Annotated in this window: 17 protein-coding genes, 1 tRNA gene and 1 riboswitch; of the genes, 8 read left to right on the top strand and 10 right to left on the bottom strand. The window is 55.4% G+C overall.

Features of this window, described 5'->3' with window-relative positions:
• Window positions 1-259 precede the first annotated feature (259 nt).
• From BM022_RS06845 to BM022_RS06815, 7 genes are all read right to left on the bottom strand, one after another.
• Entirely contained in the window at window positions 260-3,232 is a 2,973-nt protein-coding gene (locus BM022_RS06845; RefSeq protein ID WP_091137968.1) for an EAL domain-containing protein, read from the bottom strand.
• The gene (gene cheB / locus BM022_RS06840; protein ID WP_091137967.1) at window positions 3,229-4,290 is read right to left on the bottom strand and encodes a chemotaxis-specific protein-glutamate methyltransferase CheB; all 1,062 of its coding nucleotides are present in this window, start codon (window positions 4,288-4,290) and stop codon (window positions 3,229-3,231) included. The genes BM022_RS06845 and cheB overlap by 4 nt, the downstream gene beginning before the upstream one ends.
• Window positions 4,287-6,629, bottom strand: coding sequence for a hybrid sensor histidine kinase/response regulator (locus tag BM022_RS06835; RefSeq protein ID WP_091137966.1), 2,343 nt, complete (start codon window positions 6,627-6,629; stop codon window positions 4,287-4,289). Before BM022_RS06835 ends, cheB begins: the two co-directional genes overlap by 4 nt.
• 12 nt (window positions 6,630-6,641) lie before the next feature.
• Complete coding sequence (locus BM022_RS06830) at window positions 6,642-8,108, bottom strand: methyl-accepting chemotaxis protein (RefSeq protein ID WP_091137965.1); 1,467 nt, start codon at window positions 8,106-8,108, stop codon at window positions 6,642-6,644.
• 98 nt (window positions 8,109-8,206) lie between these two features.
• On the bottom strand, window positions 8,207-8,851 hold the full coding sequence (locus tag BM022_RS06825; protein WP_256209010.1) for a chemotaxis protein CheW: 645 nt from the start codon (window positions 8,849-8,851) through the stop codon (window positions 8,207-8,209).
• On the bottom strand, window positions 8,851-10,299 hold the full coding sequence (locus BM022_RS06820) for a CheR family methyltransferase (protein WP_091137963.1): 1,449 nt from the start codon (window positions 10,297-10,299) through the stop codon (window positions 8,851-8,853). The genes BM022_RS06825 and BM022_RS06820 overlap by 1 nt, the downstream gene beginning before the upstream one ends.
• A gap of 6 nt (window positions 10,300-10,305) precedes the next feature.
• The gene (locus tag BM022_RS06815) at window positions 10,306-10,758 is read right to left on the bottom strand and encodes a chemotaxis protein CheW (RefSeq protein WP_091137961.1); all 453 of its coding nucleotides are present in this window, start codon (window positions 10,756-10,758) and stop codon (window positions 10,306-10,308) included.
• Between the two features lie 237 nt (window positions 10,759-10,995).
• On the opposite strand from BM022_RS06815, the gene BM022_RS15720 reads away from it, so the two are divergent.
• Entirely contained in the window at window positions 10,996-11,310 is a 315-nt protein-coding gene (locus tag BM022_RS15720) for a chemotaxis protein CheB (RefSeq protein ID WP_218146846.1), read from the top strand.
• Between the two features lie 489 nt (window positions 11,311-11,799).
• Here the strand turns inward: BM022_RS15720 and BM022_RS06805 are convergent.
• A tRNA-Ser gene (locus tag BM022_RS06805) sits at window positions 11,800-11,891 on the bottom strand.
• 167 nt (window positions 11,892-12,058) lie between these two features.
• Here BM022_RS06805 and BM022_RS06800 point away from each other — a divergent pair.
• Window positions 12,059-12,586, top strand: a complete 528-nt coding sequence (locus BM022_RS06800) for an adenine phosphoribosyltransferase (protein ID WP_091137959.1) — start codon at window positions 12,059-12,061, stop codon at window positions 12,584-12,586.
• On the opposite strand, the gene BM022_RS06795 is transcribed toward BM022_RS06800, so the two are convergent.
• Together BM022_RS06795 and rnk are read right to left on the bottom strand one after the other, a co-directional pair.
• A complete protein-coding gene (locus tag BM022_RS06795) occupies window positions 12,583-14,283 on the bottom strand; it encodes an alginate export family protein (protein WP_091137958.1) in 1,701 nt (566 codons plus the stop codon). The genes BM022_RS06800 and BM022_RS06795 overlap by 4 nt on opposite strands.
• Before the next feature lie 188 nt (window positions 14,284-14,471).
• Window positions 14,472-14,885 carry a nucleoside diphosphate kinase regulator gene (rnk, locus tag BM022_RS06790; RefSeq protein ID WP_091137956.1) on the bottom strand — a complete coding sequence of 138 codons (414 nt, stop codon included), beginning with the start codon at window positions 14,883-14,885 and terminating at the stop codon, window positions 14,472-14,474.
• Window positions 14,886-15,387: 502 nt separating this feature from the next.
• Here rnk and BM022_RS06785 point away from each other — a divergent pair.
• From BM022_RS06785 to atzF, 6 genes are all read left to right on the top strand, one after another.
• A complete protein-coding gene (locus tag BM022_RS06785) occupies window positions 15,388-16,080 on the top strand; it encodes an O-methyltransferase (RefSeq protein WP_091137954.1) in 693 nt (230 codons plus the stop codon).
• Window positions 16,081-16,187: 107 nt separating this feature from the next.
• A riboswitch (guanidine-I (ykkC/yxkD leader) is annotated at window positions 16,188-16,298 on the top strand.
• Window positions 16,299-16,518: 220 nt separating this feature from the next.
• Entirely contained in the window at window positions 16,519-17,991 is a 1,473-nt protein-coding gene (locus BM022_RS06780; protein WP_091137952.1) for an APC family permease, read from the top strand.
• Window positions 17,992-18,116: 125 nt separating this feature from the next.
• Complete coding sequence (locus BM022_RS06775) at window positions 18,117-18,848, top strand: urea amidolyase associated protein UAAP1 (RefSeq protein ID WP_091137950.1); 732 nt, start codon at window positions 18,117-18,119, stop codon at window positions 18,846-18,848.
• Window positions 18,845-19,516: an urea amidolyase associated protein UAAP2 gene (locus BM022_RS06770; RefSeq protein WP_091137948.1), complete on the top strand. Its 672-nt coding sequence runs from the start codon at window positions 18,845-18,847 to the stop codon at window positions 19,514-19,516. The genes BM022_RS06775 and BM022_RS06770 overlap by 4 nt, the downstream gene beginning before the upstream one ends.
• A gap of 53 nt (window positions 19,517-19,569) precedes the next feature.
• On the top strand, window positions 19,570-23,208 hold the full coding sequence (uca, locus tag BM022_RS06765) for an urea carboxylase (RefSeq protein ID WP_091137947.1): 3,639 nt from the start codon (window positions 19,570-19,572) through the stop codon (window positions 23,206-23,208).
• A 2-nt stretch (window positions 23,209-23,210) separates the two neighbouring features.
• Complete coding sequence (gene atzF, locus BM022_RS06760) at window positions 23,211-25,112, top strand: allophanate hydrolase (RefSeq protein ID WP_091137945.1); 1,902 nt, start codon at window positions 23,211-23,213, stop codon at window positions 25,110-25,112.
• The last annotated feature ends 104 nt before the right edge of the window (window positions 25,113-25,216 follow it).

Below are 25,216 nucleotides of genomic sequence, written 5' to 3'. Positions count from 1 at the left end.
CATTTCAGTCCGCGCAATGCAAATCCGATTATTTCTCGAATATCATCAGAACAGTGATATTTGCATTTGCCGCGATATTGTTTTTCGCAAATCCCTTGGCGTAGGCGTCAGAGGCGCAACAGGCCGCATCTCCGCAGCGGCATCATCGGGACCCTTATAGGTGGCACGCTAGGGCGAGGAAGCAGGTTACTCAACAATGGGCATCGAAGGGCACGGTGCCGAAGGACCAAGCATCATATGGAGCGGGTTGAGCCAATCTTCAGTGGGTGGGCTGCGGGGAAAGCGATTTATTTTGCCGCAGAAGCTCTTCAACCTTGTCGCAGGTGACGCCGGGGCTAAACAAGTATCCCTGCATTTCATCACATTCGAGCGCCCGCAAAAGCGCTGCCTGCTCATGGGTTTCCACTCCCTCCGCGATCACCTGCAGATGCAGGGAATGGGCCAAGGATATGATGGCGGAAACGATCGTAAAGTCGTCGGGGTTCGTGGTCATATTAATAATGAAAGCGCGGTCGATTTTAAGCACATTGACCGGCAACTTGGCGATGTAGCTGAGCGAGGAGTAGCCAGTACCAAAATCATCTATCGCGACTTCGATATTCATGTCGCGTATGCACCTGAGCTTTTTTATATTCGCTTCTATGTCCTGCATGATCACGCTTTCGGTAATCTCAAACTCAAGGCCGATGTCGACGTTGTTTGCGGCATTCAAAACGCTGGCAACCATATCGACGAAATCACTCTGTCGTAATTGTATTGGCGAGACATTTACCGCTATCTTGGGTGGATTCAATCCCATGGCTTGCCATTTCCTGTAATCGGATATTGCCTTGCCCAACGCCCAGCGACCCGCCTCGAGTATCATCCGCGTTTCTTCGAGCAAAGGAATGAAACTCAGCGGCGGTATCAGGCCGATTTCCGGATCGCGCCAGCGCATCAGGGCCTCCAGGCCGCTGATCTGTCCGGTTTTGAGATTGATTTTCGGCTGGTAGTGCAGCACCAGCTGTTCCTGCTCCAGGGCCTGCCGCAACTTGGTTTCAAGCTTGAGCTTCTCGGTTATGCGGGCATTGAACTCAGGGGCATAGAACAGGTGTCTGTCGCAAGAAACCTTGGCCCTTTTCAGCGCTGTTTCAGCGTGCCGCAAAAGTGTATCGGTATCCCGCCCGTCGCCGGGATACGACGATGTACCGGCTCTGGCGGAAACGTGCAGCTCCTGCCCACCTATCAGGAAAGGTTGGTTCTGGATTCCGAGTAAAAGCTTATCCAGAACATGGGCAATGATTGTACTTTCTCCTTCATGCGTGGTGGCAATGGCAAAATGATCCGCGGAAAGATGGGCCAAAATGTCAGTTTCCCCGAGTAGCTGCTTCAGTCGTTGCGCGAGCTGGCGCAGCAGGCTATCTCCCGCCTGATGCCCAAGCGACTCGTTTATACTGCTGAAGCGCTCGAGGTCGAGAATGATCACGGAAAGCACTTCATGATTGTGTTCGCTCGTTCTGATGCGCTGATCGACGCGGTCTAGAAAAAGCGCTCGATTAGGCAGATTCGTGACCGCATTAAAGAAAGCCAGATAATTAAGGCGTTCCTCTTTTTTCAAGTGATCCATGGCGAACGAAATATCCCCCGCCATCTCGCTAAGCAGGGCCATTTCCTCCTCATCGAAGAACCCGATTTCGGACGCATAGAGCGCGAACATGCCGATTACATGGCCTTCAAGCGTCAGCGGCAGTACCACAGTGGAATAATAGCCGCGCTCCACCGCTGCCGCATGGGTGAGCCGCAGGCGCTGGTCGGTAAGATCGTTGCAAATTGCTGGCTGGGCCTGCGTTATCGCCTGCGCAATCAGGAATGAGTTTCCTGGAGATTCGAGCACATTATCCAGGCTTAGCTGTGACAGGTAACCGTCGTCGCGACCGGCCTTGGCCATGGGGGTGATGTTCCTTGTGTCTGCGTCGAACATGCCGATCCAGCAAAACACGAATCGTCCGTGATCGACTGCAAGACGGCACGCGTCGTCAAAAAGCTCTTGCGTTCCCCGGACGCGCACGATAGTGGTGTTAATACCACTTAACACGCTGTAAAGACGGTTGAGCCGGACAATCCTGGCCTCGTACTCTTTACGCAGGGAGATTTCCGCAGTGAGCGCCGCAGTCCGCTGCGCAACCAGTTGTTCCATGTTTTCATGCAACCAGGCGCGCTCGAGCGCAATGCTTACCTGATGGCCGATACCATATAACATTTCCAGTTCGTTATCGCTGAACAGAGCTCTTTCGTTCCCCACCAGATTGAGAATGCCCCGGTTTCGATTGCCATTCCGCAGCGGGACGCTGGCATGGCAGCTCGGGCTGGTGGCGTCCGCTTCCGGTTCCACGAGATGCCTGCAACCGATAATATTGGTAACCTGGGCTAGCTCTCCGTCGAGGAAAAGGCGTTGACAATGGCATGGTCCATCTGCCGTTGGCACTGCCAACAATGTGGGGGGCGCATTGCGCGCCGCAGCCAGCCTGAAAGTGTTGTTGTTTTCGAGGTAGAGCCATCCTGCTCGCAGCCCCGGTAGCTCCATTGCATACTCAAGCGCTTTTTCACAAACCTCGCGTTCGGTTACCGCCTGGTTCAACCCCTCGGCGATGCGGTAAAGACCGTTGAGCAAGTGATTCGAGTGGGCCAACTCCAGTTGCCGCGCATGAAGCTCATTGTTGAGGCGGATTGCATCCTCATAGATTGAAATCAGCAAGTCCAATATCTGCTGGCGTTCGGCCGTTATGAAATGCTTTTGTCCACCCAGGAAAATTTCCATTCCCATCTGCATCTTCTGATTCTTTCGTAACGTCAGATTCATGAGCAGATAGCTGATGCGGGAGAGGAGATACTCGTTGTCATAAGGCTTGCGGATGAAATTATCCGCCCCGCATTCCAGCCCTTTCATGATGTCCCTGATGTCGGACAGCGAGGTGAGCAGTACGACAGGTATATCCTTGAGCTCTTCAGTCCGTTTGATCTCCCGGCAGAGCATGTATCCATCCATCTCGGGCATCACTACGTCACTCACGATCAGGGTGGGCTTGCGTCGGTGAGCTTCTGCGAGGGCCTGTCTGCCATTTGACACGGCGATAACGGAATAGCCATGCTCCTCCAGCAGGTAGCGCAGTTTTTCCGCTTGAGTCGGGCTGTCCTCCGCGATCAAAATCTCCGCATGGCTGGGTTTACTCTGAATGTCGCTCGTCGCGCTCACGCTCTAATTTCTCCCCTATGATTCACAAGATTGGTTAGGACGGCGGCGATTTTCTCCAGCGGCAGGACCAGCATCGCGGCATCCAGCTTGATAGCTTCACCAGGCATGCCGTGCACCACAGAACTGTCCCTGTCCTGCGCAAAAGTAACGGCGCCATGCTCCTTGAGCAGTCTCAGTTCGCTTGCTCCGTCGCGCCCCATTCCCGTCAATAATCCAACCACGGCATCTGCGCCATATACAGCGGCAACAGCACGGAAGAGGTATGAAATCGAAGGCCGTAGTCCATGCTCGGGATCGTTTTTTGTCAGTGCAATCTTTCCTTCGCGCTCCACTTTCATCTGGTGATCATCGGGCGCTACATAGACATGCCCGGGCAGCAGGGACTCGCCGTGTGTTGCGACATGGACGGGCATGCCCGTTGAAGTCGCCAGCCAGCGGGCGAAGCCCTTGATAAAGCCGGGCGCCATGTGCTGGACGATTAAAATTGGCACCGGAAAATCTTTGGAAAGCGCCGCCAGGATTGTTTCGAGCGCCGGTGGCCCTCCCGTGGAAGCGCCAATGGCGACAACCCGTATTCGGGCTGATGCGCGCGCCAATCCCATGTTTCCTGTGCGGGGAGTCGGCGCCGCGGGCCGCTTGCGTGGCCAGCGTCGTATTACCTTCACCTCGGACATCAGTTTTACCGTTTGTATCATGTCTTGAGCCATCGCCTCGTGGTCGGGATGGCCTATGCCAGCCGGGCGGCGCAGCACCGCCAATGCGCCGGCGTCCATTGCATTAAACGTAGTGGCGACTTCAGTGGGATCTTCAGTACCGCTGACGATAACAATTGGTGTCGGGTCCGTCTCCATGATCAGGCGTGTCGCGTCAAGCCCGTTCATTTTGGGCATATGAATGTCCATTGTGATTACGTCCGGCCGTTGGCGACGCACAATGTCGAGTGCTTCCTCGCCGTCATCTGCTGTACCTATAACGGTAATAACAGGGTCGGAACTTAGGATGTGAACAAGGAATTCACGCACTACGGGCGAATCATCCACTACCAGGACCTTGATCATGCGAGCGAAGTTGATGACCTACCAATAAGTCGCCGGATAACCTCCAGCAGGTTGCTCTGATCAAAGCTGGTTTTGACAATGTAGGCATTGGCACCCACGTCAATGCCGCGCTCACGGTGTTCGCGCGATTCCAGTGCCGTTACCAGTACGACAGGCAACCCCGCAAACTGCTTCTCGGCACGAATTTGTGCCGTGAGGCCAAAGCCATCCATGCGTGGCATTTCCACATCCGAGACGACCAAATCGAAGGCGGCAGTCTTGAGCAGGGTGTATCCATCTACTCCATCCACTGCCGTGCTGACACGATAGCCTGCCGACTCCAGGATGTTTTTGAGCAATACGCGCGAAGTGATCGAATCCTCCACCACAAGAATCGATTGTTTTTTTTCTTTTTTATCCTTTGGGGGCGATAACGGGTGGGTAAATTTCCGCGTTGCGCTCGGGCGCTTCACGGCCGACTTGAGCAAATCGGTTGTGTTGAGCACGGGCGCCACGCGACCGGAGCCCAGCACGCTCGCCCCTGCAATGTTGCGCACTCGGGTCAAAGGTCGAACTAGCGCTTTAACCAGTACCTCTTGTTCACCGACAATTTCGTCCACTAAAAACGCTACCCGAAGAAGCCCTGATCCGAGCACGACTGCTGTCGCATCATCCGTCGGTTCAAGGGGTGCCGCGCGGCGAGGCAATTCAAGCACATCGCTCAGCCATACGAGAGAAACCGGCTGCTTATCCACCAGGATGGTCGGCCGGTTTTCCACGGTCAGGATTTCCTTACGGGAAATCCTGACTACGCGCTCCACACTCGTAGAGGGAATAACAAAAAGCTGCTCGCTAGCGTGAACAAGGACGCCGCGGAAGTTCGCCAGTGCCCGTGGAAGTGAAATATGGAAAGCAGTCCCGACGCCAGATTTTGTCTTAACGACTATACTGCCGCCGAGGTGTTCGACCTTTTCATGGACAATCGCGAGCCCGAGTCCGCGTCCCGATATATCCGTGACGATGGGGCTGGTTGTGACCCCAGATTGAAAGGCTAGGGCGGTGGCTTCAGCTTCACCCAACTGCTCCGCCTCGTCGGCGGAAACGACACCGAGCTTATAGGCCGCCTCTTTCATCATGGGGATGTCAAAGCCGGCACCGTCGTCAGCGACGAGCACTTCAATCGTACTACTGTCTTTTTGGGAGCACGCTATGGTGATGGTTCCCTGGGGCCGTTTGCCCTTGCCTACACGTACAGGCGATGGCTCGAGGCCGTGGTCGATGCAGTTACGTACGAGGTGAATGAGCGGGTCTTTCATCTCTTCCAGGATGTGGCGATCCATCTCAAGCTCGCTTCCCTGAATTGTCATTTCCAGGCTTTTGCCCTGCTCCCGTGCCAGCTCACGCGAAAATCGCGGGAGGATGTTCAGCAACGACGAAAATGGCAATAGCTGCATTTCCTTGACATCCTGGCGCAGGGAATCGGTCATGCTCGCAAGCATGCGCTGATCCTGCGCTGCGGCCTGCTGCAACCGGGCGAGCTGATCCTCAAGCATTTTCATCTGAACTTGCTCGGCATCAAGATATTTGAGGAGCTTGGGGAGCTCATGCGCCGCAAGGGAATGATGATTGCCGTCCCGAATACCGTGCGTAAGCTCACGATCAACGACTCGCAATACGGATTGAATTTGAAGCCGTTGCTTCTTCCAGGCCGCAAGTGTTGTCGCGGCATGGCCAATCTCCTCGACGCGATGGCCGACCGTCAGACGTGGTAGCAAAAGCTCCTCAACCTGGCGCATCACCATATCGAGTTTTTCCGCGGAAACCCTTACCGTGGCCGATGCCCGGGTAGGAGCGGGACTCGGAGTCGTATTCGCGCCGGACCCGGCGGGCGTATTATCGGAGGGTACTGGCGCAATCTGACGTGGCGGCTTCGGCACCGGAAATTCATGCGCCGGGCTTATCAATGCGTCGTCGAGCTGCCGAGTGAGCGTGGCTGCCGGCAGTTTGAGCGCGCTGGCATCGGCATCATTCATGTTAACAAGACGCTCCAGCACGTCTGTTGCCTGGAGCAGCAGGTCGATCAAGTCCGATGAAATGACCAAGCGACGCTCTTTCGTTGCTGAAAACACATTTTCCAAAGATCGGCACACGGCTTCGACGTGTGTAAGATTTACCGCTCGGGCGGCCCCTTTCAAGCTGTGTGCGGCTCGAAAAATCACTTCAACCAGAGCAGATTGCTCAGCTACAGGTGTTTTTTCCAGGGATAGCAGACCCGCAACCATGTTTTGCAGATGCCCATCCGCTTCAAGTCGAAACGTGGCAAGGAGTTTTTTCAGGAGCTCATCATGCTTGCTTTTCATGGATATCGCCCATCAGTCGGTATGGAAATCCTTGCCGCCGACCAGTAATCTCAGCCTGACTCCCATCTGATGAAGCCCCTGTGCGGCCAGCTCGGCCTGCCTCGTGCCTGCAACGTTCTGCTCGCTTGCCTCCTTGATATTATTCATCGCCACCGCCACCTGATCCATGCCAACCATTTGCTGGTGACTGGACGCCGCGATCTGTGTGGCCGCCTGCGCCGCCTCGTTGATGCTCGCAGACAGAAGCCGGATTGCTTCATCCGTTTCGGATGACTGCTTTACCCCCGCTTCAACTGCCTTATTGCCCTGTTCGGTAGCGAGAACGGCGACGTTGGTGGCCTTCTGAATGTCGCCAAGAATGGTGCGCACTTGGCCCGTCGCCTGCTTGGATTGCTCGGCAAGACTTCTGATCTCATGCGCCACCACGCCAAAACTCTTGCCTTGTTCGCCGGCCCGGGCCGCCTCGATCGCGGCATTAACCGCGAGGAGGTTGGATTGCTCAGCGAGGTCGTTGACCGTGGCGATAATCTGACCGATGGCGTGACTCTGCTCAGATAGCTGGACGATGCTTTCCGCGATGGAGCCCATTTGTTCCCTGATGCGGTGCATCACATGAAGAGCCTCTTCAACCGATCGGCGCCCCGCTTGGGAGACGTTGGAAGCTTTCTGCGCGCTGTCGGAAACGTACTTCGCTTTCTGGCTTGCATGCTGCGCGGTTTGCTTCACTTCCTCCACAGTGGCCGTTGTCTCGCTTACCGCGGCTGCGGTCTCGGCTGCGCTTGATGCGACCTGTGTGGTAGTAGCAAGAATTTCTGCTGAAGATGACGACAATTGAGCGATATTTTCCCGAAGTTCGCGAGTGATAGCGCGGCTGAGATGGGTTGCGATCGTTAACCCGACAATTATTGCAAACAGGGCAGCTATTATTAATGTCAGCGTGTAAGAATTCACCTTCTCGGCGAGTTCGATTCTTCCTTTCTCCAGCAACTTTGCTTGTTGTTCATAGAACCGTTTGGCCTTCTCGATGAGCGCTATGCTGCGAGGACGAAATTCCTTGATGGTATAGGCGATTGCCTCTTCAGTCTTTTTTTCCAGCGCCAGGCGTACTGCCTGCTGCTGAGCCTGTTCCAGTTGCTGCTGGAGGGTTTCAAGATCTTCCAGCAGGTCATTTTGGGCGGTATCTGTCAGGCCGCGCATTCTTTCGAAAATGAGCTTGAACTGCCGGTCATTGGCTTCAAGAAGCCCTTGATTCACCTGATGCAGTTCTGGATAGAGCAACATGCCCCGTACGTAGGTCTGCTGCGCAAAAGTGACAGAGCGCAGCTCATTGGCGGCCTCAAGGAGGCGCTCATCGACGTTAAGAAAGCGGTTATACGTTGCCTGTGTCTGATTAAGCGCGTAAAAAGCAACGCTGGTTACGAGCACGAGCAGCGCCAGTACGACGACGTAGCTCCCGATTATTTTCTTGCTAATGGTCATATTTTCCCTTCACCCCTAGTCCTTGAACTTACGGCGGCCACAAAAGCCCTGTCTAGCCGTCGAGCGTTTATGTCGCTCCAACCGGTAAGTCAAGATTTCTACTCGGCGACTTGCTCCTGTACGATAATGTTTTCCGATATCAAAAGCTTTTCCGCATCGAGCAGGGTTACCCTTTCAGGTGTTACACCCTTCAGATAATCCTTTCGTACGCCGGTAAGTGTGGGGAGTGAGGATTGAACGTCCCTCAGCAGGATATTACGTACGCCAACGATCTCATCCGCTAGAATGCCGAAGAGGATTTTTTCGGATTGCAGCACGATAATCTTGTTGAGATCGGTTAAACCTTTTACGGGTAATTCGAAGAAATTCTTGAGATCAAGAACCGGCAGTATGGCGCCTCGCAAGTTAACAATGCCACGCACGAAATCGGGTGTGCACGGCAACGGTATGAGTTGTTCCAGCATGGCAACCTGATTCACATATTGCGTCTCAACTGCGTACCGCTCATAGGCGAGGGTGAATTCGAGGACCTCGGTGACGTCTTCCACGCCCTCACCGAGCGAAGCTTCCTGTGCCAGTGTCAGCGCCCTTGTTTGAAGAATACGCCGTGTTTCTTCCGCCGAGGGAACCCAGATATTTTCAAGCGCGGCACGCGCAGTTTCGAGACGTTGCTCGATTTCACTGAAATTGGTGGATTTCGGGTTTGCCTTATCCTGCCGGAGGGGGTCACGCGTGCCAGTCACTATGCTTCTCTTTCCGTGGATGCGAGCACGATGTTCGCGCGCGCGGATGTAACAATGTCCCTAAGCCGTCCTGCGGTCAGGCCGTTCGATTCCGGCAACAGTTCATCGTCGGTGCGCGGTGACAGCAGCCCCAGCGCAATGTCGAAATGGCGTTCTGCCTCCCCCGGTTGGCCGTGAAACGTGCAAAGGTTGCCCAGGGAGAAGTGCGCGAGTACGAAATCCGGATCGAGGTAAAGCGCCCGCCTCAGCGATCGTATTGCCTTTGGGCCTTCCCCGAGCTCCTGGCATATTATGGCAAGCAGATAATGAGCCGTCGGCTTCAGCTTATTGGTGGCGATTGCTTTTTCACACCAGCTTGCGGCTTCAGTGAGCTTCCCCAGATTGGCGTAAGAGCGTGCTGTGTGGAAGAGCGCCTCGAATTCCTCCTCATCCTTCTGTACCGCGGGTTGGCACAGCTCTGCGGCTTGCGGAAGAAGTGGCACTTCCTCATTCTGAACCCAGGAAGGCGGCCACGAGCCTTGCTCAGGCGTGGTGCCGCCGTCGAGCTGCTGCGGGGGCAACGGCGCCTCGTACTCGATTATCGCTACCTGTGGCTCGGCGATTTTGGTCTTGTGATAAAAAATTGCCGTGGGAAAAGCAGTTTGCTTGAACTGTGGATATAACTCTCTTGCCACCTCTACCGGACTCAGAATGAGCCAGCCACCGTCTATGAGTGACTGATAGAAGCGTTGTCCAATCTTCATAGCCCTGTCGGGACTGAAATACATCGATACATTGCGACAGAAAATCACATCCATCGTGTCAATCCCATTGATGATATCGGGATAGGCCTCCTCGGCCAGGTTGAGGTATGAAAAAGTCACTCGCTTTCGAATATGGGGCAGTATCTCGAATTGCCCATTTTTTCGTGGTTTAAAATATCGCTCCTTGACCCCCGGGGGGGTACCGCGAAATGACCATTCGCCGTATAACCCCTTGGACGCTTTTTCCAGGAATACCGGATTGATATCGGTGGCCAATATTGTTGCGTCGACATTCGCGCTGTTTTGGCTCAGACGGTCAAGGAGTATGGCAATCGAGTAAGGCTCTTCTCCGGTGCAGCAGCCCGCGCTCCAGATTTGCAGCGGGCGGACCGAACGTGCGCACGCGCGAATTAACTCCGGGAAAATGTGCTCCTCGAGGACATCGAAACATCCCTTCTCTCGAAAGAAGTATGTTTCCCCCACGGTTAGATGACAAGCGAGTATTTCAACCTGTTGTCGCGTCAGAGGAGCTGACAGGAGCCGACGAACACATGATTCCGTATCCGACATCCCAAGCGCAGGCGCGGCGGCAGAAACACGTCGCTGGAGATCACCCCAGCTTTTTGTCGGGTAGTACAGGCCCATCTCATTTTCAAGTAGTTTGCTGAGTTGGGAAAGCAGTGGCTGGCTGAGAGCGCTCTTCATACTTGTTTAGGTCGCAGCAACGGCCAAATCCAGGGCCGCCTCTTCCTCAAGAGAAAGAAATTTGTCGAGATTGTGGATAAGGATCAGTCCGTCCTCCAACTTGATAACACCTTCGACGTGCGCGAGCTCCGGTAGGATACGCTCGGCGGAAATCAGGCTGTGCTCCGAACATTCGATAACGCCTGTCACGGTATCTGCCACCAGCGCCACTGAACGCTGCCTCGTGCGGGCGAAAATGAGCCGGTCGGACAGGGAGATTTCCTGTTCCGGCAGATTAAAACGCTGGCGCACATCCATGACCGGTATGACCACTCCCTCCAGGTTGACTACGCCAAGCAGAATCTCGGGCGCGCTCGAAATCGGGGTGATACGGACCATGCGCACCACTCTGTCTACCGTGGACAGATGCAGGGCATAGCGTTGATCATCCAAAAGAAAGACAAGATACTGGGTAGTCATACTTTTGCGGGCGTATGTTTATACACGATAAGGCACCTTGCACCAACGACGTCACAGGCAGGAAAGTGAGTTGTCGACCTAAGGCCGATGCGCAAATGTTCTGTGCGAACGAGTGCGAATGTATTGCTATGAGACAATAAAAGGGAAATCTTGGATAGCTGTAAAATCTTACAGGTCAGTATGAGATATCGGGTCGGAGGCTCATGATGTTCGCATGGACTGACGCGAACTCAGGAATTGATCCTTTGGCTTGTTGCACTTTTCTTCGAAAGCTGCCGTGTACTGGTAACGCGCGGGCCCAAGGAAAACCGCAATCGCCCGTCTGTCGATGCCCTGTTTCGCTCTGCAGCATATAATCACGGTTCAAAGGTGATTGGGATCGTCCTGTCCGGTGCGTTGGTCGACGGCACTTCCGGGCTTTGGAGCATCAAACGAATGGGGGGCGTGACCATCGCCCAGGATCCTGGGAAGCGCGCCAATAGCTTGATCGACGAGGCGGAGAAAGATGGCCGTCCTTATAACCTTAATAGTCAGTCGGCCATCCCGCCCTGAATAACGCTTCCTAGCACCCGACGAGCGTTTTCATTCCCCTGAACAGTGATTCGGCTTGTCGCTCCCTAAACTTCCCCAATTGGACGGGAACATTTCGTCATATGGCGGCAATTCCCGGTATTTCACTTTATAGGTCGTCAAAAAACCGGTCGGTTTTCTTCGCGTAATCCATGCAACTTTTTACCATCCAGCAATCCCGCTCACATCCGAGGGTTGCGAGCTTCCCCGCAGAGCTGCTTTCGCGGTGTGGGAGACGATGAATCTGGATAGTAACTATTGGTACTGCGAAAGCTCGTCGACAGGGTCAAGGACAGTTGTGTTGAAAGGCCGTAATGCGGGTTACGCGTAAAATATCGTTTGGTTTATCGGGGAGTGTTAAGACCCATAGGGGTTAGGGTTCAACGAGCGCTTCGATGGAGGATAGATCGTGGGTAGATAAGCGGAATTTCTATTTTCTTATCTTTAAAACAGAGACATAAAATAATATATTGGCGGAGAGAGAGGGATTCGAACCCTCGGTACGGTTTGAGCCGTACGCACGCTTTCCAGGCGTGTACCTTAAACCACTCGGCCATCTCTCCTGTCGGGAATTCCCCAAGGGTACCAGCAGGGGCGCAAAGAATAAACCAGAACGCCGTTTCCGGCAACTTTTCCGGTAGTATAGCGGAAAAGCCCAGCTCATCCGCAGCCCCGCGGCATCGCCGCCGCTAAGTAAGGTTACCGCATTTGAAACATAACCTGGACTGTCATGCAAATTAAATCACGCATTCGCACCGTCGCGCACTATCCTCATGAAGGCATCATGTTTCGCGACATCACGACGTTGCTGAAAGACCCGGTGGGGTTGCGGGCAACGATTCAGGAGATTGCCAAGCGTCATAAGGAAATAAAGATTGATAAAGTCGCGGGGATCGAGTCGCGCGGTTTCATTATCGGTGCGCCGGTTGCTTACGAACTAGGCGTGGGCTTCGTTCCGATACGGAAAAAGGGAAAGCTGCCGGCCGAGACCCGCGGGCGTGACTATCAATTGGAATATGGCAGCGATCGCATCGAGGTTCACGTGGACGCGATTCAGAAGGGTGATCGCGTGCTTCTGGTGGACGACCTCATCGCGACCGGGGGAACGGCGGAGGCCGCCGCTGCGCTAATACAAGACATGGGCGGAGAAGTGGTGGAATGCTGCTTCGTCATCGACCTGCCGGATATCGGCGGCAGGTCGAGGCTGGAGCAACAGGGGCTTAAGGTGTTCTCGCTATGCAAATTCGAAGGTGATTAGAACCGGAAATTGTACTGCACATAAAACAGATCCGGGGAAACGCGCGGCGCTGTGGCTTTCAAAAAGTCACCGGCGAACAGCTTGGAGTAGCCAACAAGCACATTGTGGTGCCGGTCGACGTTTATATTGAAACGGAAGTCGATTTCATCGCCAACATAGCTTCCGGCCTGTCCGGTGGGGTCACGCAAGGTAGCAAGTCCTGCGGCGTTGTACAGAAAGTCTTGCTTGTTCGCCAGATAGAAGCGGTGGTATTGCGCGGTGAAATTTGCCCACGGGGCCGGGTGCAGGTTGAGTTGGGCGTTAAAGTCGTGGATATTCTGGCGGCCTACGCGATCGATCCAGCCCAGGTAGTAATTACCGAAGGGGAAGAGCTGGTTAAACGTGGTGCGGTCCCCGTCGGTCAAGTTATTGTCGCCGGAAGCGAAATCGTAGCGCAGCCAGAACTGGGGGTTCAGCGGAGCGCCCTTGAAGTGGTATCCGGCACCGGAGGCGACTGCAAAAGCCGAGAGATCCTGGTTGGAGTATTGCCCGAACTGGTACATGCCCTCCAGTTCATACAGAAACTGGTTGTAATCGCCAGCGATACGGCTGCCGATAGTATTCGTGATTGAATTACCGCTGATGTTGTTGCTGCCGATTGCTCTATTACGATTGTCGTCGAGACTCAGGAAATAGAAGTCGGCCAGCTGGCCCTTCATGGGGCGGTATGTTCCCCACAAGCCGAAGAATTCCTGTTTTTCGTCCCAATTGTCGAAGCTGTCTTTTTGGGTCACCATTGGCCGCACCCAGAAAGCATCCAGATCGAAGGTGGGCGTGCGCCAGAAACCCTTCACGCCCTGGAAGGTGCGGCGCGTATTCACCCAGTCCAGGGTTGAGATCAGCCGTTGCGACCCATATAAGAGTTCCTGGCGGCCGAAGCGAATATAAACTGGCGCATCCTTGACCGTGGCCACTTTTACATCGGCGAAAAGGTTCAGCATGTCAGTGTAATTGACGTCGGTCGGCTGGGGTGACAGCGCCTGCCCAAAAGTACGGGCATCGATGAATTCCGCGAACAACCGGACCTTGTCCTGATACCAGAAGTCGGCATGGAACCGGCTTCGTATCATGTGGTAGTTGTCGTTTGTGGTAGTGAGACGCGCATCCGACTCCCGCATGTAGCGGTACCAGAAGCTGCCGCCAAACGACAGGAGAAAATCATCACCTAAATGAATGCGTTTAATGGGATCGAAAAGATCGGGCTCATACCCCGGTTTTTCCATATAGCGGAAATCAAGATCGAAGGCGGGTGTCGTCATGAGCGCATACGGGGCAAATGGCGAAACCGGCGGAGCGTCGCGTTTTTTTCCGGTAACCTGATCCTTTAAGGTGTAATAGTTTGGTCCCGACGGCGGCATCGTGAACATGCCTGGCCGGGGCGGCGCTGTCACTGGCGGAACCTTGGACCAATCTACCTTCGCCCCTGGGGGTGGCGTCTCTGCGCCCGGAGGGGGCGCGGTGGTGGGAGCGACTGCCGTGCTTCCCGCCGGCGCCGGAGGCGGGTCGGCCGCAAAAACCTGGAAGGCGAGACTTAGCGCGCCTATGCCGGTACAAAGTTTCGATAATGACCAGAGGGAGGGAATTTCTGACGTGCTAGGGAAGGTTTTTGCGTGGGATCGATCAATGGCTGATGAGGCCGGACAACTGGGAAGGTTCATGGTAGGGTCCCTGAGATTTTATATGTTCTTGGCAAAAAAGTTGCCGGGAACTATAGCAGAATCAGGACGCTTTTTGAACAAGCCAGCCATTGATGGGCGTCAGTTTTCCGGCCATCTACAACCTTTTCCGCACTCTGCCCCTCGCTGGGTACAGGCATAAGATCGCTTGATGAGCTACCTGATGCTGGCTAGCGGTGGAATTTTCCCGCTCGTTCAGGTTGATAGATAATCTCAACTATCCGTACCTTGATTGTCCCACCACCCGGCCGTGGCCACTCGATTTCATCGCCGGTGGAGAGACCGAGGAGCGCGCTGCCGACCGGGGCCAGGATAGAAATCGTATTCCCGCTGCCATCCACATCTTTCGGATAGACCAAGGTCAGGCAGAAATCCTCTCCCGAAGAATCGATGCTGAAGCGCACGGTCGAATTCATGGTCACGACGGTCGGCGGTATTTGCTCGGGCTCGACAACATCCGCACGGTCAAGCTCGGCGCGAAGTTCGTTCTTGCCTGGAAAAGCATTGGCGGGGAGCGACTCAAGCAAAGCTTCAAGCCGTTCCAGGTCCTGGGATGTCAGGACAATGCGGGGTTTGCGATTCATTTCAACCTCGTTCAAGTTCCGTGCGATTGGGGCAATGCGAACAACGGCATTGCCTGAACGGCACGGATGACAGTCTAGCCTGGGGTTCGCTTCGGGCTTCATTGTAGCCCGGGAGTTGCCGTTCGCTGCACTCATAGACCCTTAAGGGGCGATAGTGAAGGCGAATGCAGCATAGCGAGAAGGAAGACCTGTATTCTACATGAAAGGGCCTACGTCGGCCATCCCCGGACCCACCGTGGCGCCCGATGGAAAAGCTGCGATACGGATGGCATATCCGATTTTTTCATCAATGGGTTGGGAGTGAATGTCTTTGGTCTCAGGAGGAGCGGGTGGAAGACTGGGTCGCGAAGGGTATCTACAACGCGACCGCAACCCATATATTTCGTGAGCTATACTGAAAACCGTTATCAACTTTGGCCGCGTTTGTCCTTCATGGCTATTGGCGCCGGGAAACAGTCGGCGCTTTGCCTATTTTCGTATTTTTCCCGAGGAGGAGCAGCTCATGACCAATATGCAATCTCCAACTATTTATAATCCAGCCGTATTAGTCCCGGTCAATCCGGCTATCGAGAAATATATGCGCAGTCTGGCAAACCGGACCGATCATCCAGTGCTGGCCGAAATGGAAGCTGTGGCCGAAAAAAACAATTTTCCCATCGTTGGACGATTAGTGGGTGTTTTTCTCCAAACACTGGCAAAGACAGTCAGTGCGGAAAACATTTTTGAGTTCGGCAGCGGCTATGGCTACTCCGCCTACTGGTTTGCAAAAGCAGTGCCGGGGAGCGGTAAGGTGATTTGCACGGACGGCGATCCGCTCAACAAGGGGAAGGCCGAACAATATCTCGGCGCTGCCGGTCTATTAGGCAAAGTTGATTTCCGGGTTGGCATCGCCCAGGAGATATTTCCGCAAACCGAAGGGTTGTTTGATATCTGTTATAACGACGCGGATAAGGGTGACTACCCCGAGATCTGGCGGATGGCGAAAGAGCGGATTCGCCCCGGCGGTCTTTATATCGCCGATAATGTGCTTTGGCATGGACGGGTGGCGGTTGAACGTTATGTTGATATTGTGCCCGGCTGGACAGAAGCCATACTCGAGCATAACCGTCTCATTTTCGACGATCCCGAATTTGACGCATTCATCAACCCCACTCGCGATGGGGTGGTCGTGGCGCGCAAAAAAATTCCGGAATGACCTGATCGGCAACATCTTGCCTTTCTGAGCAAGGCGTGCAAAAATAACTACCAGTAATACCTGACTGTACTTCAAGTTTGACGCTTCCACCAGGAAGTGCAGTTGATGTAAAGCGAAACTAGGGTTCCGGCCTGCTCATCAGCAGAGGAGGCGTCTGGTCCGAGAGTTTCCGGCTTCGTCGTGACGAGGCTCCACGGAGGGATAAAAGCCCGGGAGATGATGTAGCACATACATTGACTCTTGGGTTTGACCGCCGATTTACAAGGAGACCTTGTTCATGCACCTCTCTACTGCACCTTTTCTGCTCTTAAGCAGGCTGGGTTCCAGCTCTGTTCCATCTTTCTCCGGGGGGTTATCTTTACCCAACCGGATGGAACCGCCTTCTCGCTATCGCCTAAATTTGAGTGTGCCCGCGGTATTGCTTCGGATGGGCCCGCCATGTCGATAAAGCCTTCCTCGGATAATATTCCCACGGGCATTCCCGCCAAGACGCCTGGAGCCGCTGATAAGCTTCACCGCAGCATGAGCGTCTGGAACAGCTTCACGCTCGGTTTCGCGGTTGTTTCGCCCGTGGTCGGCCTTTACGCCATTATCAGCGTGCAAACCGTGGTCACGGGGGGCGGCTGGTTTGCGGCGCTGGCCACATGTCTGGTAATGCAATTACTGGTCGCGACCGTGTACGCCGAACTATCGTCACAGTTCCCAATCGCGGGAGGCGCATACAAGTGGACGCGTCAGCTGGCCGGTGTGACCGCAGGGCAATTCGCGGGCGTCATTTATGTCAGCTCGACTATTGCCATGCTCACCACAACCGCTTATACCGGGGGCGTCTGGTTATCAATGTTTTTCGGCTCGCCTGGTGAAACAGGCCATGCTTTAGTGATGTGGGGAGCGGTCTTTCTGCTGCTTTGCACGTTGATCAACGTGGTTAACGTCAATATTTTCAAGCTGGTCATCACGCTCGGCGTTTATGCCGAAGTGGTGGGTTCACTGGGCGTGGCGCTCCTGCTGTTTCTTTTCTTCAGGCAGCATTCTTTCACGGAATTGTTCCAGCATCTTGGCACCGGAACCGCTCCCGGCGAAACCGCGGCTTTCCTCGCAGCGCTTGCGATCGCAGGCTGGGCATTCATCGGTTTTGATGCCTGTTCGACCATTGCGGAAGAAACCAATGACCCCAAGCGCATGGTGCCGCGCGCGGTATTTTTATCCTTGTGTGTGGTGGGATCAGTCGTGCTTTTCAATTCCGCTGCCCTGACTCTGGCGTTTGACCGGGATACGCTTCGAACTGCAAGCAACACATCTGATCCGATCACCCCTGTTATCGTCAGCAGTTTTGGCGCTTGGGCGGAGAAGCCCTTTCTGGGGATTGTGATGGTTGCGTTCCTGGCATGCGGCGCGTCGGTAGTGAAATATACCTCGCGCATTGTTTATTCAATGGCGCGGGAAGGGAATATGCCTGCTGTGCTAAGCGAGCTGGCACCCGACAAAACGCCCCGCAAGGCGGTATTGTGTACCGTCTCGCTGGCTGGACTCGGATTGCTGTTCGGACTGAACGACGGCGCGGTGGCGACGGTAATAGCGTTTGGTACCGGAGGACTCTATGCCATGTTTTCGATGACCACCGGGGTGGGGTTGTATACCAGGCTAACCGGACGCTGGAATCCTGCACTGGGGGAGCTCAAGCTCGGGGTGTGGGGTTTGGCGATCAACACGGTTGCTTTCCTCTGGTCTGTATTCGAACTCATCAATATTGCCTGGCCGCGCCCTTATGCGGTGTCGCCCACCGCTCCATGGTGGCAGCTCTGGGCGGTTCCTCTGGTGCTGGGCAGCATTCTCATCGTGACGGCATTGTACGTTCTGGTTAATAGAATCAGAAAAAAACCCGCGGTACAAAGTACCGCGCCGCACTAGCTATATATATAAACAGGTGAACCCCGGATCGAGTTACCAGCGCCTATAGCAGCTTTGCAGGGTCCAGTTGGACCCGTCCCTGATGGGCAAAATTTTGTGAATCATAAGAAAGAAAGGAGATAAATATGAACCAGCCCCATGCACTTCTTTGGGACCAGTACATTCCTGGGGGATGTCACTGGTCAGGCACCTTGCGCCGAGGCTTGACGCTGCGTTTGACGGACGTAACCGGGGGCGCGAATGCCGCAATACTGTTTTTTAATTCCGAAGAAAAACTGGAACGGTACAACATGGCGGATACGCTCAAGTCGCAGCACACTTTCCGTCTGACGAAAGGGCACGCCTGCCATTCAGACATGGGGCGCATATTCTGCTGTATTACCGAGGATACCGCCGGATGGCACGATACGGCGTGTGGAGTGAGCGATACGGCATTGATACGTGAGAACTACGGGATGACGCGCTTTCAGGAGCAGCGGAACGAAATGTTCCGCAGCGGACTGGACGGCATGCTGATAGAGCTGGGCAAATGGGGTTTGGGCATGCGCGATCTGGTCACCAATATCAATTTCTTCAGCAAGGTGACGGCTGATGCATCGGGCGCGCTTACTTTTCACTCTGGCAACAGCAAGGCCGGGGATTATGTGGACTTAAGCTTCGAAATGGACACGCTGATGATTCTTTCGGCCGCACCGCACCCACTCGACCCGGCCAAGAGCTATCGTCCCGGCGCCGTAAGCCTGGCGGCATTTACCTCGCCACCCTCGGCAGTTTCGGCATGTGCGCGCATTATCGAGAATATGCGCGCCCTGCAAAATACTAAACGTCTATATGGCGGTGATGGAGGTGCGGCATGAGCGCAACGCAACTTATCGAAAGTCAACTTGATCCCGAGACCGCGGTGGTGGATGAAATATGCGCCGCGGGGGAGCCGTGGGTCAAGCTGGTGATGCAGGGACAGGTATTTCGGATCGTCGACCTGGGCGGAAACCAGGCGGTGGACACGCTGTTCTACAGCGCATCGAGGGCGACGGAGCGATATAGCGCAACCAACACCATTCGCCGCCAGCAGATGCTGTATCTCACCACAGGCAGCATGCTGTACTCCAACTGCGGCAATGTCATGCTTACCATCGTCTCCGATACATGCGGACGGCATGATACGCTGGGCGGGGCATGCGCCGCCGAAAGCAACACGGTGCGCTATGGGCTGGATAAATTCCCGATGCACAGTTGCCGGGACAACTTTCTGCATGCGCTGGCGCACGACCCGGCATGCGAGCATCTGGGCATGAGCAAGCGCGATCTACCCAGCAATATCAATTTCTTCATGAATGTGCCTGTTACAACCGAGGGCGGCCTGGAGTTCTTGGACGGGTTGTCCGCGCCGGGCAAGTATGTGGAGATGAAAGCCGAGATGGATGTGGTGGTGTTGATCTCGAACTGTCCGCAACTGAACAACCCCTGCAACGCTTACAACCCGACGCCAATCCGTCTGCTGGTCTGGGACGACCCCACCGTATGACGACCTCATCGCGCGGGGCGGTTCGCGGTGGGTGGAAAACTCAGGAATAATATATGTTCGAGAAAGTTTTGATTGCCAATCGTGGCGCTATTGCTTGCCGTATCATGCGCACGCTGCGGCGCATGGGAGTAAAGGGTGTGGCGGTGTATACAGATGCCGACGCGCTGTCGCGGCACGCGTTGGAAGCCGACGAAGCATATTGCATCGGTAGCGGAGTCGCTGCGGAAAGCTATCTGCGGACCGATAAGATACTCGAGATTGCCCAGCGCGCGCGGGTGCAAGCAATACATCCGGGTTACGGTTTCCTGAGCGAGAAGGCGGATTTTGCCGAACAGTGCGTTGCGCACGGTATCTGTTTTATTGGCCCTACCCCGAAACAGATGCGTGATTTCGGGCTGAAGCATACGGCGCGCGAGCTGGCTCTGCAGAATGGCTTGCCGCTACTGCCGGGCACCGGGCTGCTTGCGGATGTGGAGGAGGCGGTCCGACAGGCAGCGCATATTGGTTATCCAGTGATGCTGAAAAGCACCGCCGGCGGCGGCGGTATCGGCATGCGGCTGTGCTGGAACAGGGATGACTTGAATGGTGCTTACGAATCGGTGAAATATCTTGCCCGGAACAATTTCAGCGACGCGGGTTTGTTCCTGGAAAAATATATCGCCAATGCCCGTCATATCGAAGTACAGATTTTTGGTGACGGTAAGGGCGGGGTAATTGCGCTGGGGGAGCGCGACTGCTCCATGCAGCGGCGCAATCAGAAGGTCATCGAAGAAACGCCAGCGCCGAACTTGCCGTCGCGCGTGCGCCAGGCGCTGCTGGATGCCGCGACGCGTTTGGGTCAGTCGGTGAACTATCAATCCGCCGGCACGGTGGAATTCATTCTTGACGTATCCACGAGTGATTTCTACTTTCTGGAGGTGAATACGCGCCTGCAGGTCGAACACGGTGTTACCGAAGAAGTGACCGGGATCGATCTGGTGGAATGGATGGTCCTGCAAGCCGCAGGAGACTTGCCCTCCTTGGATTCATTCAAGGTCGAACCCCGGGGTGCCTCGATACAGGCGCGTGTTTATGCGGAAAACCCAGCCAGGGAATTTCAGCCTTCCTGTGGCGCACTTACGGGAGCTTCATTTCCAAGCCCAGCCGAAGCGCGTATCGAGACCTGGGTGGAACGAGGGGTCGAGGTTTCCCCTTTTTACGATCCAATGCTGGCGAAAATCATCGTACATGCGCCAGATCGGGAGGAAGCGATGGTCCGGCTGTATGCCGCGCTGGATGAAACCGTGCTTGATGGCGTCGAAACCAATCTGGATTATCTCAAGCAGATCCTTCGCAGCTCGGCATTCCGCGACGGACGCCACACTACGAGCTTCCTGAACGGCTTTCATTACCGCGCCAATACTATCGATGTGCTCAGCCCCGGCGTGCAAACCACCATACAGGATTACCCGGGGCGGACCGGCTACTGGAGCATAGGGGTGCCGCCATCCGGGCCCATGGATGGCTTCGCATTCCGTCTGGCGAATCGACTGGTCGATAATGACGAAGTCAAGGCTGGACTCGAGATCACCCTTGTCGGGCCGACCTTGCGCTTCAATTGCGACAGCATCATTGCGATATGCGGCGCGCCCTTCGATGCGCGTCTGGATGGCGAGCCCCTCGCGCAATGGCGAGCCCACGTCGTCAAGGCTGGCGCGGTGGTTCAGCTTGGAAAAATCGCAAATCACGGTTGTCGCTCTTACCTGGCGGTGCAAGGCGGTTTCAAAGTTCCAGATTATCTCGGCAGCAAGTCCACTTTCACCCTTGGTCAGTTTGGGGGGCATGGGGGGCGAGCGCTTCTGACTGGGGACGTGCTGCATATTGTCGAAGCGGAGTCGCTTCCCGTTGCGCATGCTCCGCTTGCGCTGCCGCATGAACTCATTCCCCATTACAGCGGCAGGTGGGAGATCGACGTGCTGTATGGTCCACATGGGGCCCCTGATTTTTTTACCCATGAAGATATACAAACTTTTTTCACTGTCGACTGGCAAGTGCATTACAACTCCAGCCGCAGCGGCGTGCGCCTGATCGGTCCGAAACCGCAGTGGTCACGGAGCGACGGCGGCGAGGCGGGGTTGCATCCGTCGAATATACATGACAATGCATATGCTATTGGCACTGTGGATTTCACCGGCGACATGCCGGTGATTCTCGGGCCGGATGGCCCCAGCCTCGGCGGTTTCGTTTGCCCGGTTACGATCATTCAAGCGGAGCTATGGAAGATGGGGCAGCTCAAGCCGGGCGATAGCGTTCGATTCCGCCCGGTATCGGTAGAGCAGGCGCTCGTCGAGGAGAAACGGCAGGAGAGGATGATCCGGGATCTTAAATCAGCGGATGCTGCAGCGCCTGCGCCCAAGTCAGCGTTAGCCGCCTCCGGCACGCCGGTCCTGCACTTTACTCCGCAAAGCAGGGGGCAGGTACAGGTGATATACCGGCAGGCGGGCGACAAGAATCTGCTGGTCGAGTATGGGCCGCTGGAGCTCGACCTGAATTTGCGCTTTCGCGCGCACGCGCTGATGCAATCGCTGCAACATTTGGTGAACACCGAAACACTCAGCGGTATCCTGGACCTGACGCCGGGCATCCGCTCGCTGCAAATCCACTTTGACTCAAGCCTGCTACCCCGCAACCAGCTGCTGGATATCTTATTGGCGGCGGAAAAGGAATTGCCGGATGTGGAACACATCGAAGTCCCGTCGCGTATCGTGCATCTCCCGTTGTCCTGGGATGATGGGGCGACCCGTTTGGCGATCGAGAAATATATGCAATCGGTACGCAACGATGCGCCGTGGTGCCCGAGCAATATCGAGTTCATCCGCCGGATAAACGGGTTGGGCAGTATCGAAGAGGTGCAGCACATCGTCTTCGAGGCAAGTTACCTGGTCCTGGGACTGGGCGACGTCTACCTTGGTGCGCCCGTGGCAACGCCGGTGGACCCGCGCCATCGCCTCGTGACCACCAAGTACAACCCGGCGCGGACATGGACGCCGGAGAACGCGGTGGGCATAGGCGGGGCTTATCTCTGCGTCTACGGCATGGAAGGCCCCGGCGGTTATCAATTCGTTGGACGTACCGTGCAGATGTGGAATAGGTATCGCCAGACCGCCGATTTCGTCGATGGGAAGCCCTGGTTACTGCGTTTCTTCGATCAGATCCGTTTCTATCCGGTGAGCGAGAGCGAACTGCTCAAGCTGCGCAGAGACTTTATTACTGGCAGCTTCAAGCTTCGCGTCGAAGATACCACCTTCAGTTTGAAACAATATAATGCGTTCCTCGAACAGAACGCGCCCTCTATCAGCGCCTTTAAATCGACTCAGCAAGCTGCGTTCGAAGCCGAACGCGAACGTTGGAAAGCCGAAGGGAAGGCGGAATACGTCAGCGAAATCACGGTGGAGGAAGCAGATACACAAAGCGAACTGGATCTCCCCCACGGCGCGCATGCCGTTACCGCGCATGTGACCGGCACAATATGGAAACTCCTGGTGCAGAAAGGGGACCGCGTGAAAGCCGGCGATACGATGCTGGTGGTCGAGTCCATGAAGATGGAATTCGCGGTGGACGCTCCCGTCGGCGGTACGGTAGATCAATTGTTCTGCAAGGAAGGCGCACACGTCTCGGCCGGACAGATGCTCCTTATCGTTGAGGAAGAATGAGCATGGATGAGCTTTTCCCGTTGGTTTGTCCGGGCGATATCGAGACCCTCTTGCGGCGCTATGCGAGCGGCGAACTGACACCCAGCCAGGTGGTGGAGAGGGTGCACACGCTCGTCAGCAACGATGACAGTAACGCCTGGATATACGTACGGCCACTGGAGGTGTTGCGCGAGTATGCGCGGGAGGTGGAGGCGAGGGTAGCCGACATGGCCGCGCTGCCGTTGTACGGCATTCCCTTCGCGATCAAGGATAATATTGATCTGGCAGGCGTCCCGACCACAGCTGCGTGCCCCGCTTACGCCTACACGCCTTGCAAGACCGCGGTGGTGGTACAGAGATTGATCGATGCCGGGGCAATTCCCATTGGAAAGACCAATCTCGATCAATTCGCCACTGGCCTGAATGGTACAAGGTCGCCGTACGGCGCTTGCCACAATGCGCTGAACCCGGATTATATTTCCGGCGGTTCGAGCTCCGGCTCGGCAGTGGCGCTGGCAAAAGGAACGGTATGCTTCAGTCTCGGAACCGATACCGCTGGTTCTGGCAGAGTCCCTGCGGCGTTCAATAATCTGGTCGGGTATAAGCCGACCAAGGGTTGGCTATCCACCAGAGGTGTGGTGCCGGCTTGCCGTTCGCTCGATTGTGTTTCCATCTTCGCCTTCACCGCCACCGATGCGAAGCGCATACTTGAAGTGGCGGCCGGGTATGATGAAGAGGATATTTATTCTCGGCGGAGAGAGGAGCATGTTGTCGATTTCAGCGTCAGTGGCGGCGATGGCCGCTTCCGCTTTGGGGTGCCTCGCCGACATCAGCTGCAATTCTTTGGCAATCAGGATACTGCACGGCTGTTCGACCGGGCGGTGGCAAGCATGGAGGCGTTGGGCGGCACGCCTGCCGAGATAGACTTCGCCCCGTTTCTCGAAACTGCGCGCCTGCTGTATGAAGGCCCGCGGGTAGCCGAACGGTACGCGGCAATCAAGGATTTTTTTGAGCTGCACAGCGACCAGGTGATCACACCTGTGCGTGAGATCATCGAAGGCGCCAGGGGTTATTCCGCCGCGGATGCCTACAAGGGTGCATACGAGCTGCGCAGGCTCAAGCGCGAAACTGACCGGGTATGGACGCAAGTCGATTGTCTGCTGACGCCCACTGCGGGAACGATTTATACCATCCAGGCCATGCAGCGGGATCCCGTGCGCCTCAATTCGAATCTGGGCTACTACACTAATTTTGTCAACCTTCTCGATTATGCTGCAGTGGCGGTGCCGGCTGGATTTCAAAACGATGGGCTGCCCTTTGGCACAACATTGGTGGCGCAAGCCCACCGCGACACGCTGCTGTTACATCTTGCAGAACGCTTGCAGCAAACTTATGCGCTTCCTCTTGGAGCCACCGCAATGCCCCTGATAACAGGCGTTTTGCCGGAACGGTATCTAACAGGCATTTCATCTTCGGCATCGGGGGAGAGCCGGCAACCGGGCTGGATAAAGGTAGTTGTTTGCGGGGCGCATATGTCCGGCCTGCCGTTGAATGGCGAATTGACGGGCCATGGTGGACGATGGGTAGCCACAACCACCACCTCTTCTGACTACAAACTCTACGCCCTACCTGGCGGGCCGCCCCATCGCCCCGGGTTGGTGCATGTGGAAACCAGTGAGCAAGGGACTGCAATCGATGTCGAAGTGTGGGAGATGCCGGAAAACGAGTTCGGGAGCCTCGTAGCCCGCATTCCGGTCCCGCTCGGTATCGGTACCATCACGCTGGGAAGCGGGGAAAATGTGCAGGGATTCCTGTGCGAGCATTACGCAATTGCCCAGGCGGAAGATATCAGCCGGTATGGTGGCTGGCGAGGTTATTTGCGCCGAGAGGCGCATTTGGAAATGGAAGCCCTTTCCGACGACTAAGCGTAAGAGGTGCCTGCCGGGGCGCTATAGCGTGAGGTGGTGATTCACCCTCACTACCATGCTCGATCCGAGCCGTTCGCTGATGCGCAATGGGTGGGTCTAAC

It is taken from the genome of Nitrosospira sp. Nsp14 (genome assembly GCF_900113575.1).
GTDB lineage: Bacteria > Pseudomonadota > Gammaproteobacteria > Burkholderiales > Nitrosomonadaceae > Nitrosospira.
Note: the sequence above shows the minus strand (reverse complement) of the source record. Positions and strands in the feature narration are given on the sequence as shown.

Excerpts from the sequence above, each read along its gene's own strand:
- BM022_RS06800 (WP_091137959.1), top strand. The coding sequence starts at position 12,059 with ATGCAAATTAAATCACGCATTCGCACCGTCGCGCACTATCCTCATGAA.
- BM022_RS06770 (WP_091137948.1), top strand. The coding sequence starts at position 18,845 with ATGAGCGCAACGCAACTTATCGAAAGTCAACTTGATCCCGAGACCGCG.
- uca (WP_091137947.1), top strand. The coding sequence starts at position 19,570 with ATGTTCGAGAAAGTTTTGATTGCCAATCGTGGCGCTATTGCTTGCCGT.
- BM022_RS06830 (WP_091137965.1), bottom strand. The coding sequence starts at position 8,108 with ATGACCATTAGCAAGAAAATAATCGGGAGCTACGTCGTCGTACTGGCG.
- BM022_RS06775 (WP_091137950.1), top strand. The coding sequence starts at position 18,117 with ATGAACCAGCCCCATGCACTTCTTTGGGACCAGTACATTCCTGGGGGA.
- cheB (WP_091137967.1), bottom strand. The coding sequence starts at position 4,290 with ATGATCAAGGTCCTGGTAGTGGATGATTCGCCCGTAGTGCGTGAATTC.
- atzF (WP_091137945.1), top strand. The coding sequence starts at position 23,211 with ATGGATGAGCTTTTCCCGTTGGTTTGTCCGGGCGATATCGAGACCCTC.
- BM022_RS06795 (WP_091137958.1), bottom strand. The coding sequence starts at position 14,283 with ATGAACCTTCCCAGTTGTCCGGCCTCATCAGCCATTGATCGATCCCAC.
- BM022_RS06785 (WP_091137954.1), top strand. The coding sequence starts at position 15,388 with ATGACCAATATGCAATCTCCAACTATTTATAATCCAGCCGTATTAGTC.
- BM022_RS06835 (WP_091137966.1), bottom strand. The coding sequence starts at position 6,629 with ATGAAAAGCAAGCATGATGAGCTCCTGAAAAAACTCCTTGCCACGTTT.
- BM022_RS06815 (WP_091137961.1), bottom strand. The coding sequence starts at position 10,758 with ATGACTACCCAGTATCTTGTCTTTCTTTTGGATGATCAACGCTATGCC.
- rnk (WP_091137956.1), bottom strand. The coding sequence starts at position 14,885 with ATGAATCGCAAACCCCGCATTGTCCTGACATCCCAGGACCTGGAACGG.
- BM022_RS06780 (WP_091137952.1), top strand. The coding sequence starts at position 16,519 with ATGTCGATAAAGCCTTCCTCGGATAATATTCCCACGGGCATTCCCGCC.
- BM022_RS06820 (WP_091137963.1), bottom strand. The coding sequence starts at position 10,299 with ATGAAGAGCGCTCTCAGCCAGCCACTGCTTTCCCAACTCAGCAAACTA.